The organism is Agromyces sp. P2_B3 (assembly GCF_056404815.1).
In genome coordinates, this window is the sequence record NZ_JBFUDH010000017.1 from 43860 (window position 1) to 59837 (window position 15978).

The following is a 15978-nucleotide window of genomic DNA, read 5'->3' on the forward strand; positions in this document are numbered from 1 at the left end:
CCGCGGACGCCCGCGTCGCCACWGCGACGCGGGCGTCCGCCCCGGACCGGCCCGTCGAGGCCGATGAGAGAGAGAACGATGACCTCGATGCGGGTAGCCATGATCGGCTACGGATTCATGGGAGCCGCGCATTCGCAGGGGTGGCGCGTGGCGCCACGGTTCTTCGACCTGCCGGCGACGCCCGACATGGCGCTGCTCGTGGGCCGCAACGGGCGCGCGGTCGTATCCGCCGCCGACAGGTGGGGATGGGCCGACACCTCCACCGACTGGCGCGCGGCGATCGCGCGCGATGACATCGACGTCATCGACATCGTGACCCCGGGCGACTCCCACGCCGAGATCGCCATCGCCGCCCTCGAGGCCGGCAAGCACGTGCTCTGCGAGAAGCCGCTCGCCAACTCCGTGGCCGAGGCCGAGATGATGGCCGCCGCCGCCGAACGCGCCGCCGCTCGAGGCGTCTTCGCCATGGTCGGGTTCACCTACCGCCGGGTTCCGGCTGCGACGTTCGCCCGGGACCTGGTCGCGCGCGGCGCCATCGGCGACGTGCGCAGCGTGCGCGCCGAGTACCTGCAGGACTGGCTCGTCGACGAGTCCGCGCCCCTCGCGTGGCGCCTGCAGAAGGAGCACGCGGGTTCGGGCGCCCTCGGTGACATCGGCGCCCACGCCATCGACCTCGCCCAGTTCATCACCGGCCAGCGCCTCACCGGCGTCGCCGGCACCATCGACACCGTGGTCGCCGAGCGGCCGCTCCTCGCCGAGGGCAGCGGACTCTCCGGCACAGCGGGCGCCGGCTTCGGTGCCGTGACCGTCGACGACGTCGCCCTGTTCACCGGACGCTTCGAGGGCGGCGCACTCGGCTCGTTCGTCGCCTCCCGCATGAGCACGGGGCGCAAGAACGCCCTCCGCATCGAGGTCTCGGGATCGCTGGGCGCCGTCGCCTTCGACCTCGAGGACATGAACGCGCTGCAGTACTACGACCGCACCGCACCGTCGGACCGCCAAGGGTTCACGAAGATCCTGGTCACCGAGCCGGAGCATCCGTATCTCGACGCCTGGTGGCCCGCCGGTCATATGCTCGGCTACGAGCACGGGTTCGCCCATCAGGCGAAAGACTTCGTCGAGGCGATCGCCGCGGGCGTGCAGCCGACCCCGTCGTTCGCCGACGGGCTCCAGGTGCAGCGCGTCCTCGGCGCCGTCGAGCGGAGCTCCGAGGCGAGCGGCGTCTGGACGCCGACTGCCTGAACCCGACCCGAGCAACCACGTCACGAACGCATCAAGGAGGATCCAGTGACTCGACCGATCACCCTGTTCACCGGCCAGTGGGCCGACCTGCCGCTCGAGGAGGTCGCACGCCTCGCCGCCTCATGGGGCTACGACGGGCTCGAGCTTGCATGCTGGGGCGACCACCTCGACCCGTGGCGCTGGGACGACGACGACTACGTCGCCGACCGGCTCGCCCTGCTCGAACGACACGGGCTCAAGGTGTGGGCGATCTCCAACCATCTCACCGGCCAGGCCGTGTGCGACGACCCCATCGACGCTCGCCACCAGGGCATCCTGCGGGAACGCGTGTGGGGCGACGGCGATCCCGAGGGCGTGCGTCGACGCGCCGCCGAAGAGATGCAGAACACCGCGCGCCTCGCCGCGCGCCTCGGCGTCGACACCGTGGTGGGCTTCACCGGCTCGGCGATCTGGAAGTACATCGCGATGTTCCCGCCCGTCGCCCAGGAGGCGATCGACGCCGGCTACCAGGACTTCGCCGACCGCTGGAATCCGATCCTCGACGTGTTCGACGAGGTGGGCGTGCGCTTCGCCCACGAGGTGCACCCCTCCGAGATCGCCTATGACTACTGGACGACGATCCGCACCCTCGAGGCCATCGACCACCGACCGGCGTTCGGCCTGAACTGGGACCCGAGCCACATGGTCTGGCAGGATCTGGACCCCGTCGGCTTCCTCTGGGACTTCCGCGACCGGATCTACCACGTCGACTGCAAGGACACGCGCAAGCGCATGGTGAACGGTCGCAACGGCCGGCTCGGCTCGCACCTCGCGTGGGCCGACCCGCGCCGCGGCTGGGACTTCATCTCCACGGGGCACGGCGACGTGCCCTGGGAGGACGCGTTCCGCATGCTCAACACCATCGGCTACCAGGGCCCGATCTCCATCGAGTGGGAGGATGCCGGCATGGACCGCCTGCTCGGCGCACCCGAGGCCATCGAGTTCGTGCGACGGCTGGCATTCGACGCTCCCGACGCAGCCTTCGACGCCGCGTTCAGCACCAAGGCCGACTAACGCCGAGCACGGCCCGACATACGACGGATGCCCCGGGGTCGCCCCGGGGGCATCCGTCGTATGTCTTCGCGTCGTACCAGCCGCGCTTCAGACCTTCGCCGCGGTCGGCGCGCCGACCACCATCTCCTCGATGTTCGAGGGCGACAGCGCGTGGTGGATCGCGAGCATGCAGGCGCCGAGCACCGCGGCATCCGCCCCGGCCTTGGACTGCGTGATCTGCAGGTGCTCGGTGGCGAGCGGCATCGACCGCGTGTAGACGATCTCGCGGACGCCCGCGATGAGGTGCTCGCCCGCCTGGGCGAGCGAGCCGCCGATGACGATGACCGACGGGTTGATCAGGCTGACGCAGGTGGTGAGCACCTCGCCGATGTCGCGACCGGCCTGGCGCACGGCCTGGATGGCGGTGATGTTGCCGCCCTTCACGAGCTCGACCACGTCTTGGCTGGACTCGGGCGACATGCCGGTGTCGCGCAGGTCGCGCGCGAGGGCCGGACCCGAGGCGAGGGCCTCGAGGCATCCGCGGTTGCCGCACTGGCAGGGCACGTCGGCGCCGCGTGCCACGTGCACGTGCCCGATGTCACCGGCGGTGCCCTGTGCGCCACGCTGGAGGATGCCGCCCGAGATGACGCCCGACCCGATGCCGGTCGCGACCTTGACGAAGATGAGGTGGTCGACCTCGGGCCAGGAGAGCTCGCGCTCGCCCAGCGCCATGATGTTCACGTCGTTGTCGACGAGCACGGGGGCGTCGAAGGTGCCGTGGAACCAGCCCGGCACGTCGAAGCGGTCCCAACCGGGCATGATCGGCGGGTTGATCGGCCGGCCGGAGCTGTGCTCGACGGGACCCGGGAGCCCGATGCCGATGGCGAGCAGGTCGGCGGGCGAACGGCCGAGCCGGTCGAGCAGCTCCTGCGCCGCCCCCGAGACCCACGTGAGCACCGCCTCGGGACCCTCGGCGACGCGGATGGGCTCGCTGCTCTCGGCCTGGATGCGGCCGGTGAGATCGCTGACGGCGATACGCACGTGGGAGGCGCCGACATCGACGCCGAGCACGACGCGCCCGCTCGCCGCGATGGCGAACTGGGACGACGGTCGCCCACCGGTCGACACCGCGTCACCGACCGGGCCGACGAGCCCGAGCTTCATCAGGGCGTCGATGCGGAGTGCCACCGTCGACCGGGCGAGGCCCGTCATGGCCGAGAGCTCGGTGCGGGTGCGGGGACGCCCGTCGCGCAGGATCTGGAACAGGTCACTGGCGACGGAGGATCCGAGGGCGGTGATGTGCCCGTCCTGGCCGGTGCGACTTATGTCGGTCATCTGTCCATTCTTCCACAATCGACGTTCGAAGTTCCCCGATCGTGGTCGCAAGGGCGCCCCCCTTTCGGTCGTCACGTCGCCGGGCCCACGCTCGTCACGGCACACCCCCGAACGCCCCGGCCGCCCGCAGCTCGAGGCCCTGCAGCACGCTCCACGGACTGAGCGCCGACGGCATCGCGTCCACCACCCGGAGGAAGTCGCCGGGGTCCACCCAGCGCCAGTCCATGACCTCCTCCGGCGCCGGGTCGAGGTCGGTCGGCAGCTCGGCGAAGACCACCGGGCAGACCTCGTGCTCGACGAGGCCGTCGGGTGCGACCGCGCGGTAGCGGAAGTCGGGTAGCACGACTCGCACCGAGATCGGCGCGACCCCGAGCTCGAACCGCAGCCGCCGCTCGGCGGCCGCCTCCAGGTCCTCGCCGGGCGAGGGGTGGCCGCAGCACGTGTTCGTCCACACCCCGGGCCACGTGCGCTTCGCGAGCGCACGGCGCGTCAGCAGCATCCGCCCCTCGCTGTCGAAGCCGTAGCAGGAGAAGGCGAGGTGCAGCGGGGTGTCGACGCCGTGCACCCTCGCCTTCTCCATCGACCCGATCGGCGCACCCGATGGGTCGAGCAGCACGACCTCCTCGACCGTCCGCGCCTCGGAGTCGGGGAGGACGGTGCTCATGCCGCGCCCACCGGCGCGCCGACGCCGGCCGCCTGCAGCACCAGGTCGCGCACGGCGGCCGCGGGTACCGCGTCGCCGACGCCGTCCCAGAACGGCAGCGCGGCATCCGAGCACAGCAGCAGTGGCGAGTCGGCCTCCGACGACGGCAGCCGGCCGTGCGTGCCGCGCACCCAGGAGGGATCGAGCGGCACGACGTTCATCGCGTACCGCAGGCCGAGCTTCTTGCGCACCAGCCCGAGCGCCGCCTTCGCCTTCGCCAGGCGGTCGGCCGGGTCGAAGAACAGCTCGGCCGGGTCGTACCCGGGCTTGCGGTGGATGTCGACGCCGCGCGCGAACTCGGGCGCCCGGTCGTCGTCGAGCCAGTAGTAGTAGGTGAACCAGGCCCCGGGCTCCGCGACGACGACGAGCTCGCCCGACCGTTCGTGGTCGAGGCCGTACCGCTGCTGCGCGTCGCGGTCGAGCACCTCGTCGACGCCCGGCAGGCCCTGGAGCAGGTCCCGCACGCGTTCGACGTCGGCGGGGTCGGCCACGTAGACGTGCGCGACCTGGTGGTCGGCGACGGCGAACGCCCGCGACGTCCACGGGTCGAGCTGCTCGCGTCCCTGCTGCACGTAGACCTCGAGGAGTCCCTCGCGGCGGAGGACCCGGTTGAGGTCGACGGGTCGGTTCGCCGACTCGATGCCGTACTCCGCGACCGCGATCACGGTGGCACCCGCCGCCTGCGCGTCGTCGAGCAGGGGCGCCATGGCGGTGTCGAGCTCGGCCGCCGCCCGGTCTGCCTGCGGCGACTCGGGACCGAAGCGCTGCAGGTCGTAGTCGAGGTGCGGGAGGTACGCCATGACGAGGTCGGACCGCCGATCGCGCATCACCATGCGGGTCGCCTCCACCATCCAACGGGTCGACGCGATCGACGCGGTCGGACCCCAGTACTGGAAGAGCGGGAACTCGCCGAGCGCGCCGGTCAGCTCGTCGTGCAGGGCGGGCGGCCGCACGTAGGCGTCGGGCGACTTGCGCCCGTCGGCGTGGTAGACCGGACGCGGCGTCACGGTCACGTCGGTGCTGGCCCCCATCGCGTACCACCAGCCGACGTTCGCCGCCGTGAAGCCGGGCTGCTGGCGCCTGGCGGTCTCCCACACCTTCTCGCCCTGCACGAGCGCGTTGTGCTGGCGCCACAGGTGCACCTCGCCCTGGTCGCGGAAGTACCAGCCGTTGCCCACGATGCCGTGCTGCGCCGGCGCGAGGCCGGTGAGCATGGTGGACTGCACGCTGCACGTCACGGCGGGCAGCACCGTGCCGAGCCGGGTGCGGGCGCCGGATGCCGCGAGAGCGCTGAGCCGGGGCATGTGCGCCAGCGCGCGTGGGGTCAGTCCGACGACGTCGAGCAGCAGGACCGAGGTCATGCGGTCACCTCCGAGGGTTCGAGCAGGTCGGCGGCCCAGCGCACCTCGCCGGCGATGCCGGCCACGAGGTCGTCGACTGCATCGGGCAGGACGGACCAGGTGTAGGTCTCGACGTCGACGTGGGCCTCATCGCCATGCGGGATGGAGCGCACGGCGGCGAGCGCGGTGGCGAGCACCTCGGTCGTGGCGGTGAGCGGCGCCCTCGGCTGGAGGTGCAGCGGCACGTGGAAGTGCACGCGCCACGGTCCCTCGGTGGGCAGCGCCTCGAGCGCCTCGCCGAGGTCGTCGGTCGCGAGCACGGTGCCGTCGGGCTGCAGCTCCCGCGTCTGGTGCAGGTAGCGCGGCTCGACGAAGGCGGCGATCGCCTCGCGGCTCGCGGCGTCCGACGGCCGCTCGACGTGCAGTGCGGCCGAGGCCTGCACCTTCACCACGCGAAGCCCGGCATCGGCGATCTCGCGCACCGCGGCATCCGGATCGGCGAAGGAGACCGCGAGGTGGCAGGTGTCGAGGCACACGCCCACGAACTCGGGGTCGATCTCGCCCGAGCGCGTGCGCGGGCCGAGCCAGGCCACCACGTCGTGCACCGTGTCGAGCACGCAGCCGGGCTCGGGCTCGATCGCGAGCCGAACGGTGCGGCCGGTCTCCTCGCGAAGCGCGCGGAGCCGGCGCGAGACGTGGGCGAGCGATGCGCTCGCGCGACGGTCATCGTCGGCCGTCCACGGCGCACGCCACGCGAGCGGCAACGTCGAGATGCTGCCGGCGCCGCCCTCGGGCAGGAGGTCGGCGAGCACGGCGGCGCAGTCGAGCGTGTGCGCCACGCGGCGTTCGTCGGTCCAGTCGGGGCGATACACGTCGAGCTTCACGACGTCGGCGTGGAACGCCCGGTACGGGAACGCGTTGACGGTGCGGAGCTCGAGCCCGTTCGACGCGAGCCGCGCCCGGAGCCGGTCACGATCCGAGGGGCTCGCGGCGAGGCGGGCGGCGAGCTCGGCCGGAAGCCAGAGGCCCACGCCGAGCCGGTCCAGTCCCGCGGCCGCGCGCACCGGGCCGGCGAAGGCATCGAGCTGGGCGAGCACCCCGTCGAGGTCCTCGGCGGGGTGCACGTTGGTGCAGTACGAGAGCTCCATCAGGCTCGTGCCCCCCGCAGCACGGAGTTGCCCTCGAATGTCGCCGGGACGAGCGGCTCGTGGTCGACGAACCCCGGGACCGGGTCGAGGTGCAGTCGCCCGCTCTGCCCGTAGAAGGCGACGGGGTTCTGCCAGAGCACGACGTCGACGTCGTGCTCGGTGAAGCCGGCGTCGAGCATGGCCCCGGCGGTCTTCCGGGTCTTCAGGGGATCGGACTGGCCCCAGTCCGCGGCGGAGTTCACCAGCATCCGCTCGGTGCCGTATTCGCGCAGGATCGCGACCATGCGATGCTCGTCCATCTTGGTGTGCGGATAGATGGAGAAGCCCATCCAGCACCCGGATGCCGCGACCTCGGCGACCGTGGTCTCGTTGAGGTGGTCGACCACGACCCGCTCGGGGCCGATGCCCGACTCGCGCACCACGTCGAGCGTGCGCGTCGTGCCGGCGGCCTTGTCGCGGTGCGGCGTGTGCACGACGGCCGGGAGGCCGACGTCGCGGGCGAGCGCGAGCTGGGTCGCGAAGACCTCCTCCTCCTCGGGCGTCATCGAGTCGTAGCCGAGTTCGCCGACGGCGACCACGCCGTCTTTCGCGAGGTAGCGCGGAAGCACCGCGAGCACCTCGCGGCAGCGCGGATCGTTCGCCTCCTTCGGGTTGAGGCCGATGGTGCAGTGGTGGCGGATGCCGTACTGCGCGGCGCGGAACCGCTCCCAGCCGATCAGCGCGTCGAAGTAGTCGACGAAGCTGCCGACGCTCGTGCGCGGCTGGCCGAGCCAGAACGACGGCTCGACGACCGCGCGCACGCCCGACTCGTACATGGCGACGTAGTCGTCGGTGGTGCGCGCGCTCATGTGGATGTGGGGATCGAAGATTCGCATGCTCAGGCTCCTGGGTCGGTGGTCGTGGTGGTGGCGAGGGCCGTCATGTCGTCGCTCACCGTGCGCCCGGCGGCCCGCCGTTCGGCGATGAGCGCGGCGGCCATGCGGGCGAGCTCGGGGTCGACGCGGCGGTCGAGGTCGGCCACGACGTCGAGCGGGATGTCCATGAACAGCGCCTTGAGCACCCCGTGACGCCAGCCGTGCTGGTCGAGGTGCGCCGCGGCGAACGCGCCGAGCGCGGCGGCGACGAGGCGGGGGTCGTTCGTGCGGAGTGCGTCGGCGACGAGCTCGACGCCGACCGTCACCGCCTCGGGCCCGACACGGGGCGCGACGTTCAGGCCGCACAGCACGCCCCGGCGCTCGGCATCGTCGCCGTAGCGGTAGAGGTCGGCGAGCTGCGCGGCGGCCTCGCCTGGCGGCAGCACCCTCAGCATCGCGACCACGAGATCGGCGCGCGCCCGGTCGTCGACCGTGCCGTGCCGGAGGCCGAGCGGATCGGTCGCAGGCTCGATCGGTGCGCGCCCGACCGCGCGGCCGGCCGCGGGAAACAGCACGACGATGCGCTGCGGCTCTGCGATCACCTCGCGGACGGCGGTGGTGGTCCAGTCGATCGTCATCGTTCCCTCCATGCGTCGTGGATGGCCTGCATGCTCCGCGCGGCGACGCCCGGGGCGTCGTGCGCGTGCCGTGGCAACTCGACGGCAGCGACGCCCCGGTAGCCGATCTCCTCCAGCGTCGCGAGCGACGCGGCGAGGTCGAGGCGGCCGCGACCGAGCTCGAGGTGCTCGTGCGCCTCGGGCAGCATGTCGTCGACCTGGACGTTCACGAGCAGGTCGCCCGCGGCGCGAAGCGCGCCGACGACTCCGTCGGGCTCGACGACGACGCAGTGCCCGAGGTCGACGGTGATGCCGAGCACGTCGGGTGATCCGAGCTGCTCGCGCAGGCGCAGGGCATCGGCGACGGTCTCGACGAGCATGCCGGGTTCGGGCTCGAAGCCGAGGGTGACCCCGGACGCCGCCGCGTACGCGACGACCTCGCGCATGCGCGGCACGAGCCGACGCCAGCCCTCGTCGGCGTCGACGCCCTCCGGAAGCACGCCCGACCACAACGAGACGCAGTCGGCGCGCAGGATCGCCGCGAGGTCGACGGCACGGCGGAGGAACCGGAGGCGCGCGGCCGCGTACTCGTCGACGAGCGTGGGGCGGTGCTTGGCGTACGGATCGAGCAGGTACCTGGTGCCGGTCTCCACCACGACCCGCCAGCCCAGCTCGTCGAGGCGGTCGCGGAGGTGCGCCGCGCGGAGGTCGGCGTCCTCGGCGAAGGGGTCGAGGTGCGGATGCCCCAGGGTGAGCGCCAGGGCGCCGTATCCGTTCGACTCGAGCACCCGCAGTGCGGCCTCGAGCGGGTGGTCCGTGAAGCCGTTGGTGCCGTAGCCGAGCACGAAGCCGGCGTCGGGCAGCGGTCCGGTGGCGTGCGCGGTGTCGCCGAGGGCGATCGTCATGTGACGTCACCCGCCCGACGCCGCGCGGCGAGCGCACGGCGGACGAGGTCGAGCGCGCCGATGGCGGCCGCCGGAACGACCGCGCCGGTGCGGGCGACGAGCGTCGCCTGCAACGGGATCATCGCGCCGATGCCGGCGCGAGTCGCCGTGCGCACGTTGGCGGCCGACGGATCGGCGAGCGCCGCGAGCTGTCTCGGCAGCAGGGCGCCCGCGTAGGCGATGCCGCCCGCCACCGCGCCCGCGGTCGCGGCCACGCGGGTCCGGGAGCCGCCGCCACGGACGTCGTTGCCGCGGCCGCCGCCCACGGCCGCGATCGTGGTCGCGCCCGTCACCGCGAGCCCCGCGAGTGCGACACCGGAGGAACCGCCGTGCACCTCGCCGCGGGACTGCGCGGTCACGCCGGCCGTGTGCAGGGCGACCACCGTCGCGGCGGGCAGGGCCGTCGCGGCGCCGCGTGCACCCATCATCACGTCGAGCCCGCGGCACGCCGCCATGCTCAGCGGTCCCGCCGCCGTCTCCTTGAACACCGTGTTGTAGGCCACCACCGCGCCGACGAGGGGCGCGGCGACGGCGAGCCCCCTGCGGCCGCCGCCGCTCGCGGCGAGCCCGACGCCGACGGCCATGCAGGCGGCGGCAATGCCGAGGGCACGCCGAGGGAGGACGCGGCCCGACGGGATGGGCCGCTCGGGCCGCTCGACGGCGTCGAGCCGGCGGTCGGCGTAGTCGTTCAGGGCCATGCCGCCGCTGTAGAGGAAGACGGAGGCGAGCGGCAGCAGCCACCTGCGGCCGGCGAGACGCCCCCCACCGGCATACCCGCCCGCGATCGCATCGCCGATCACCGTGAGCGCGGCCGGTGCGCGCACGAGCTCGAGGACGTCGCCGACCGCGGTCAACGTGCGACCCGTGCGGGTCGCCGTGCCGCGGCGAGGCGTGCGCCCGTCGCCTGCGCCCATGCGATCAGGTCGTCGGTCTGCTGCCCGAAGTCGTGCACGTCGCTGCCCCAGGGGTCCTTGAAGAAGAAGCCGAGCTCGGGCACGATGCCACCGGCGCCCGCGGCATCCGCCAGCGCGAGGAGCCGCGCGAGGTCGAGCACGAGCGGCGCGGCCAGCATCGAGTCGTAGGCGCTCCAGATCGTCTGCATGGTGATGCGCGAGCCGAGGAACCCCTCGGCGTGGATGTGGTCCCACGCCGTCTTGATGTCGCCGAGGTCGGGGACGTTGTCGATATGGAGCGGCGCGACGACGTGCTCGCCGACGAGGGTGCGGAGGCCACGGGTCTTCGAGGCGAGCTTGCTCTGCACGGCGTCGGGGTCGGCGAGCGTGGCGCCGTCGCCGCCGCCGAGCAGGTTCGCTCCGGCCCAGGAGTGCACGTGCAGGCCGCGGGCGCCGAACATGGGGGCGAGCGCCGTGCGGATGAGGGTCTCACCGGTCTTGCCGTCCTGCCCGGCGAACGGGATGCCTCGCTGCGCGGCGAGCTCCTGCAGCGCAGGCAGCGAGAGTCCGGCAGAGGGCGTGAAGCCCGCGTAGGCACTGCCGGACTCGATCGCGGCGAGCGCGGCGATCGAGCTCGCGGGCAGCACGGCCTCGGCCGGGTCGCCGAGGGCGTCCGTGAGGAGCGCCGCGTCATGGAACTGGGGCCGGTCGACGGCGATGGGCTCGGTCGACGAGATGTCGACGACGACGACGTGGTCGAGCCCGTGCCGGTCGCGGAACGAGATGATGTCGCCGGCGAGCCTCGCCACGGCGGCGGCCTGGGTGCCGGCATGGGTCGCCGGCTGGTAGCCCGGCCGGATCTCGGCGTCGGCCTGCTCGAGCCCTGCGAGCGCGGCGGTGACGTAGCGCTGCGGGATCATGCCCGAGTCGGCGAGCGCCTGCGCGCGATGCGCGAGCGGCGTGGTGCTGACGTCGTGCCCGCCGAGCACGAGGTCGTCGAAGCCCGGCAGCGGCACGCCCGCGAACTCGGCGCCGGCCGTGGCGCAGCCCGTGGGAGCCGCGAGGCCGGTGGCGAGGGCGTGCAGTCCGACCGCGACGGCGGTGGCCACCGAGCCGCGGGCGCCGACCAGCCACACGCCCACGCGACCGTGCGTCCAACCGGGCGAGGGGGTGGGTGCGTTCGCGTCGGTGTCGAGCGGGGGTGCGGTGTCGAGCATGGTCACGTCATTCCTCCAGGGTGTTCGGATCATCGGGTGCGGCTTCGCATCGATCGGGCGAGTCGGGCCAGGTGGGTCGCGAGGGGGCCGGGCAGGTCGGTCTCGGCGATGCGGATGCCGCGGGCGACGTGCTCGTCGATGGCGACCGCCGCGGCATCGCGGGCGCCGCTGCGGAGCACGAGGTCGCGCACGAGGTCGGCGTCCTGGTCGGTCACCGACGGTGCGCCGAGCACGGCGTCGAGCATCGCGCGGCCAGGGGCGTCGAGCCGCCCGTAGGCCAGTCGGATGAGCTCCGTGCGCGTGCCCTGCTGCAGGTCGGACCGCACCGACTTGCCGGTGACGGCCTCGGTGCCGAAGAGGCCGAGGTCGTCATCGGCGAGCTGATAGGCGATGCCGAAGGCGAGGCCGGCCCGGTCGAGGCTGTCGAGGACGTCGACGGATGCCACGCCGGCGGCGATCGCGCCGAGCCGAAGGGGCAGCGACACGCTGTAGACGGCGGTCTTCAGCTCGGCGACCCTCAGCGGGTCGGCCAGGTCGGGGCGGACCAGCTCCGAGCGCACGTCGAGCAGCTCGCCCGCGATCGTGCGCTCCAGCGCCCCCGCGGCCTCCGCGGCGAGCCGCTGCTGCACCGGCGCGGGGGCGGGCGCGTCGAGCAGTGCGAGGAGCGCGGCGTTCAGGGCGAGGTCGCCGGCGAGCAGGGCGGCCGCCATCGCGTGCCGGTCGGCCGCGGCATCCGTCAGCCCCGCTGCTCGGTCACCGGCCTCGTACGCGGCGAGCAGGTTCGGCCGGCCATGGCGCAGCCGGTCGCCGTCGATCAGGTCGTCGTGCATGCAGAGGCCGAGGTGGAGCAGCTGCTGGGCGCCGGCGACCTCGCCGAGCACGCGGTGGTCAGCGCCGCCGAATCCGAAGTAGGCGGCGGCCACGAGACGTGGCCGGAGGTGCTTGCCGCCGTCGGACGCCGCCGCCTCGTCGAGCAGCCGGACGACTTCCGGGCCGAACGCCGCGCACCGGGTCCGGACGCGCCGCCAGTGCGCAGCCGTGACGGCCGGTGACGTCGCACCGAAGGCCTCGACCTCGGCGTCGAGGCGAACGGAGGCGTCCGCGGTGGCGTCCGGAGTCGCGACGACGGGGTCGGCGACCATGCGGCCGCGGAGCGAGGTCAGCAGCGCGCCCTCGATCGTCGAGGGCGCGGTCATCGGCGGTGACGACTTCATGGAGCTCCTCCGTCGACGTTGACAGGCCCCGACGCCGGCTGGGTGCCGGCGTCGTCCGTGCCGGTGGCGCTGCACCCCCGGTTGGGGGGCTTCCGTCGACCGGTGCGATAAAAGCCAACCTAGCCACGACGTAAGTCGAGCGCAATGGTTCATTGTTTCGCGCGCTGTGGTACAACTTTTGGAATGTGCGTGGCAGCGGTAGCGCGCGCCTGCCACCCCGCGGCCCCATCGGGGCGCGACGGCGCGGCGCGGGAAACGGGGGTGGGGCCTGCTCAGCGCGCCCGAAGCGAGTCCGGCCCGATCTCCCCGATCGAGCGGTGGCCCGCGAGCGCCATCGTGAGGTCGAGCTCGGCGAGGTGGTTGCGCACGACCTCGCGCACCCCGGTCTCGCCGGCCACCGCGAGGCCGTACGCGTAGGGCCTGCCGATGCCGACCGCCGTGGCCCCGAGGGCGAGGGCGATGAACGCGTCGGCTCCGCTGCGCACGCCGCTGTCGAGCACGATCGGCACGCGTGCGCCGACCCGCTCGACGATCTCCGGCAGCGCGTCGAGGGTCGCCACCGAGCGATCGACCTGACGGCCGCCGTGGTTCGACACCACGATGCCGTCGACACCGGCGTCGAGGGCCCGGCTCGCGTCATCCGGATGCAGCACGCCCTTCAGCAGCACGGGCAGCGAGGTCCACTCACGCAGCCTGGCGAGGTCGTCCCACGTGAGGCTCGCGTCCGAGAAGACGTCGAGGAAGGTCTCGACCGCCGCCCGGGGCAGCGGCGAGCGCAGGGCGTCGCGCACGCCGCCCTCGACCAGCCTCGTGCCGGCGCCGCGGCGGGCGATCGAGAGGGCCGAGCGCAACAGGGTCGGCGTCACCCTGGGTCGCGCTCCCCCGACGGCGCTTCCCGACACCCGCGCGCGCACGAGCTCGGCGAACACCGGGTCGCTCGTGTACTGCGCGATGCCCTGCCCTCGCGTGAACGGCAGGAACGCGGCGTCGAGGTCGCGGGCGCGCCAGCCGAGCAGGTGCGTGTCGAGGGTGACGACGACGGCCTCGCAACCGGCCGCCTCCGCCCGGCGCAGCAACGACGCGTTGAGGTCGTGCGAGGCGCTCCAGTAGAGCTGGAACCACCGCGATCCGTCGCCCATCGCGGCGGCGACCTCCTCCATCGGGCGCGACGCCTGGTTCGACAGCACGTAGGGCACGTCGAGCGCGGATGCCGCGCGGCCCACGGCCACGTCGGCATCGGGGTGCGCCAGCTCGGCGACCCCGATGGGCGAGAGCAGGAACGGGGTGGCGCGTCGCCGCCCGAGGAGCTCGATCGAGAGGTCGCGCTCGGACACGTCGCGGAGGACGCGCGGCCACACCTGCCACCGCCCGAACGCGGCCCGGTTCGCGGCCATGGTCGCCTCCGACCCTGCCCCGCCGGCGAGGTAGGCGAACGCCTCGGCGGAGGTCGCCTTGCGGGCGGCGCGCTCGAGCGCCGCCACGTCGACGGGCACGGCCGGCTTCGTGCCGCTCACCCCGGCGCGGTACACGTCGGACTGCACGGTGCGCGCGTAGCCGCGGTTCGCCTCGGTCATCGGGCCGCTCCTTCGCGATCGGACTGCGAGCCAGCGTAGCGGGGGGTGCGGAGGGCTGCCCGCCAGCGCAGCGGGGGTCGTGTGTGGAGCCGCCCCGCCTAGGGTGGAGAGGATGCCGCAGCTGCCCGACCTCCTCGTCGCCGCCATCGCGCTCGTGCGCGACCGGCGCGTGCTCAGGGTCACCGCGCGCGGCCGCGACGTGCACTACATGCCCGGCGGCAAGATCGACCCGGGCGAGACCGCCGCCGAGGCCGCCGCGCGCGAGGCCTTCGAGGAGGTCGCGCTCGACCTCGACCCCGACGCGCTCGACGAGCTCTTCGAGGTGGTGGTGCAGGCGCACGGCGAGCCCGAGGGCCGGCTGGTGCGCATGCGGGTCTTCCGCGCCGAGACGGATGCCGCGCCCGCCGCCTCCGCTGAGGTGGGCGCCCTGCACTGGGTGACCACCGCCGACGCCCACCGCTGCCCGCCGGCGGGCGTCGAGGTGCTGCGCCTGCTCGCGGCATCCGGCCTCATCGACTGAGCGCGTGCCCGGTGCTGGGTGGGACCGCGGCATCCGCACGGTCGCTGCGCGGTTCACGCCACGCTCGGCTCCGCCTCGTAGACTGCCGCCATGTCGGTGACTCGCGAGTTCCGCCGCGGCGACGGCGTGACGGTGATCACCGAGTCGGGCACCGGCGCGGGGCCGTGCTACGTGCTGGTGCACGGCATCGGCATGGGACACCGCTACTTCTCGGGCCTCGCCGACGCCCTGGCCCTCGACGGGCGGGTGCTCGCGCTCGACCTGCCGGGCTTCGGCGAGGCGCCCGAGCCCGACGAGCCGCTGTCGATGCGCGCGTCGGGCGACTACCTCGCCGCACTGCTCGAGGCCGAGGACCTGCACGACGTGGTGCTCGTCGGCCACTCGATGGGCACGCAGATCGTCGCCGAGGCGGCCGCGCGCCATCCCGAGCGGGTCGCGCGCGTGGTGCTCATCGCGCCGACCGTGAACCCGCGCGAGCGCAGCATGGGCATGCAGGCGCTGCGGCTGCTGCAGGACGAGTCGATCACCAAGCCGAAGGTCATGGGGCTCGCAGTCTTCACCTACCTGCAGGCCGGGCCGCGGTGGTACTTCGCGAAGCTCGGCCAGATGCTCGACCACCACCTCGAGGAGACGCTTCCGGATGTCGCGCGGCCGACGCTCGTGATCCGCGGCGAGGACGACCGCATCTCGCCGAGGGCGTGGGCGCAGGAGGTGGCGCGGCTCATGCCGCACGCCCGCTACGTCGAGGTGCCCGGCCGCGGACACGAGACCATGGTGACGGCCGGCGAGCAGGTCGCGATGCTCGTGGCGGCGCACGCCCACGGCGATCGCGTCGGCGACGAGGTGCGCGCGCCCACCGAGCCCGAGCTGCCGCCGGCGGTGGTTCGAGGCTGGTGGTGGGCCAGCGACTACGTGTACGCGGGCGCACGGCAGCTCGCGATCCTCCGGCCGCCATGGGGGCTGGGGCGCCTGCGCCCGTCGCCGCGCGCGTGGGCCTCGGGCTCGCGGGACCTGCCCGAGGTCATCCTGTTGCCCGGCATCTACGAGCACTGGACGTTCCTCCGGCCGCTCGGCGACGCGCTCAACGCCGCCGGCCATCGGGTGCGCGTCGTGCACGGGCTCGGCTCGAACCGCCGGGGCATCTCCGAGACCTCCGAGCGCCTCGGCCGGGCGCTCGCCCGAACGCGCCCGCCCGCCGCGGGCCGGGTCATCGTCGCGCACAGCAAGGGCGGGCTCATCGCCAAGCAGCTGCTGGTCACCTCCGGCGCGGCCGCGGCGGCCGCCGTCGAGGCGGCGAGCGGGGGCGATGCTGCCGCTGCCGCCGCCGCGGCGAGCGCGCCAGCGG

Annotated in this window: 15 protein-coding genes; 4 read left to right on the top strand and 11 right to left on the bottom strand. The window is 73.6% G+C overall.

What is annotated here, in order from left to right; all coding sequences use genetic code 11:
- Positions 1-78 precede the first annotated feature (78 nt).
- Positions 79-1242, top strand: coding sequence for a Gfo/Idh/MocA family protein (locus tag AC1DZA_RS17560; RefSeq protein WP_476773724.1), 1164 nt, complete (start codon positions 79-81; stop codon positions 1240-1242).
- 45 nt (positions 1243-1287) lie between these two features.
- A complete protein-coding gene (locus tag AC1DZA_RS17565; RefSeq protein ID WP_476773725.1) occupies positions 1288-2295 on the top strand; it encodes a sugar phosphate isomerase/epimerase family protein in 1008 nt (335 codons plus the stop codon).
- Positions 2296-2382: 87 nt separating this feature from the next.
- Here AC1DZA_RS17565 and AC1DZA_RS17570 read toward each other — a convergent pair whose 3' ends face one another.
- From AC1DZA_RS17570 to AC1DZA_RS17620, 11 genes are all read right to left on the bottom strand, one after another.
- Positions 2383-3609: an ROK family transcriptional regulator gene (locus AC1DZA_RS17570; protein ID WP_476761190.1), complete on the bottom strand. Its 1227-nt coding sequence runs from the start codon at positions 3607-3609 to the stop codon at positions 2383-2385.
- Between the two features lie 94 nt (positions 3610-3703).
- A complete protein-coding gene (idi, locus tag AC1DZA_RS17575; RefSeq protein ID WP_476773726.1) occupies positions 3704-4273 on the bottom strand; it encodes an isopentenyl-diphosphate Delta-isomerase in 570 nt (189 codons plus the stop codon).
- Positions 4270-5673: an alkaline phosphatase family protein gene (locus AC1DZA_RS17580; protein WP_476773727.1), complete on the bottom strand. Its 1404-nt coding sequence runs from the start codon at positions 5671-5673 to the stop codon at positions 4270-4272. The genes idi and AC1DZA_RS17580 overlap by 4 nt, the downstream gene beginning before the upstream one ends.
- The gene (gene eboE / locus AC1DZA_RS17585) at positions 5670-6800 is read right to left on the bottom strand and encodes a metabolite traffic protein EboE (RefSeq protein ID WP_476773728.1); all 1131 of its coding nucleotides are present in this window, start codon (positions 6798-6800) and stop codon (positions 5670-5672) included. Before eboE ends, AC1DZA_RS17580 begins: the two co-directional genes overlap by 4 nt.
- Positions 6800-7675 carry a TatD family hydrolase gene (locus tag AC1DZA_RS17590; RefSeq protein WP_476773729.1) on the bottom strand — a complete coding sequence of 292 codons (876 nt, stop codon included), beginning with the start codon at positions 7673-7675 and terminating at the stop codon, positions 6800-6802. Before AC1DZA_RS17590 ends, eboE begins: the two co-directional genes overlap by 1 nt.
- 2 nt (positions 7676-7677) lie before the next feature.
- Positions 7678-8292 carry an EboA domain-containing protein gene (locus AC1DZA_RS17595; RefSeq protein WP_476763113.1) on the bottom strand — a complete coding sequence of 205 codons (615 nt, stop codon included), beginning with the start codon at positions 8290-8292 and terminating at the stop codon, positions 7678-7680.
- Positions 8289-9176, bottom strand: coding sequence for a sugar phosphate isomerase/epimerase family protein (locus tag AC1DZA_RS17600; RefSeq protein ID WP_476773730.1), 888 nt, complete (start codon positions 9174-9176; stop codon positions 8289-8291). The genes AC1DZA_RS17595 and AC1DZA_RS17600 overlap by 4 nt, the downstream gene beginning before the upstream one ends.
- Positions 9173-10069, bottom strand: coding sequence for an SCO3242 family prenyltransferase (locus tag AC1DZA_RS17605; RefSeq protein ID WP_476773731.1), 897 nt, complete (start codon positions 10067-10069; stop codon positions 9173-9175). Before AC1DZA_RS17605 ends, AC1DZA_RS17600 begins: the two co-directional genes overlap by 4 nt.
- Positions 10066-11325, bottom strand: a complete 1260-nt coding sequence (locus tag AC1DZA_RS17610) for an inositol-3-phosphate synthase (protein ID WP_476773737.1) — start codon at positions 11323-11325, stop codon at positions 10066-10068. The genes AC1DZA_RS17605 and AC1DZA_RS17610 overlap by 4 nt, the downstream gene beginning before the upstream one ends.
- 29 nt (positions 11326-11354) lie before the next feature.
- Positions 11355-12539, bottom strand: coding sequence for a polyprenyl synthetase family protein (locus tag AC1DZA_RS17615; protein ID WP_476773732.1), 1185 nt, complete (start codon positions 12537-12539; stop codon positions 11355-11357).
- 272 nt (positions 12540-12811) lie between these two features.
- Complete coding sequence (locus AC1DZA_RS17620; protein ID WP_476773733.1) at positions 12812-14113, bottom strand: alpha-hydroxy-acid oxidizing protein; 1302 nt, start codon at positions 14111-14113, stop codon at positions 12812-12814.
- Between the two features lie 112 nt (positions 14114-14225).
- On the opposite strand from AC1DZA_RS17620, the gene AC1DZA_RS17625 reads away from it, so the two are divergent.
- Positions 14226-14633, top strand: a complete 408-nt coding sequence (locus AC1DZA_RS17625) for an NUDIX domain-containing protein (protein WP_476773734.1) — start codon at positions 14226-14228, stop codon at positions 14631-14633.
- Positions 14634-14723: 90 nt separating this feature from the next.
- The coding region (locus AC1DZA_RS17630) for an alpha/beta hydrolase (RefSeq protein WP_476773735.1) at positions 14724-15978 on the top strand (1255 nt) is incomplete at its 3' end.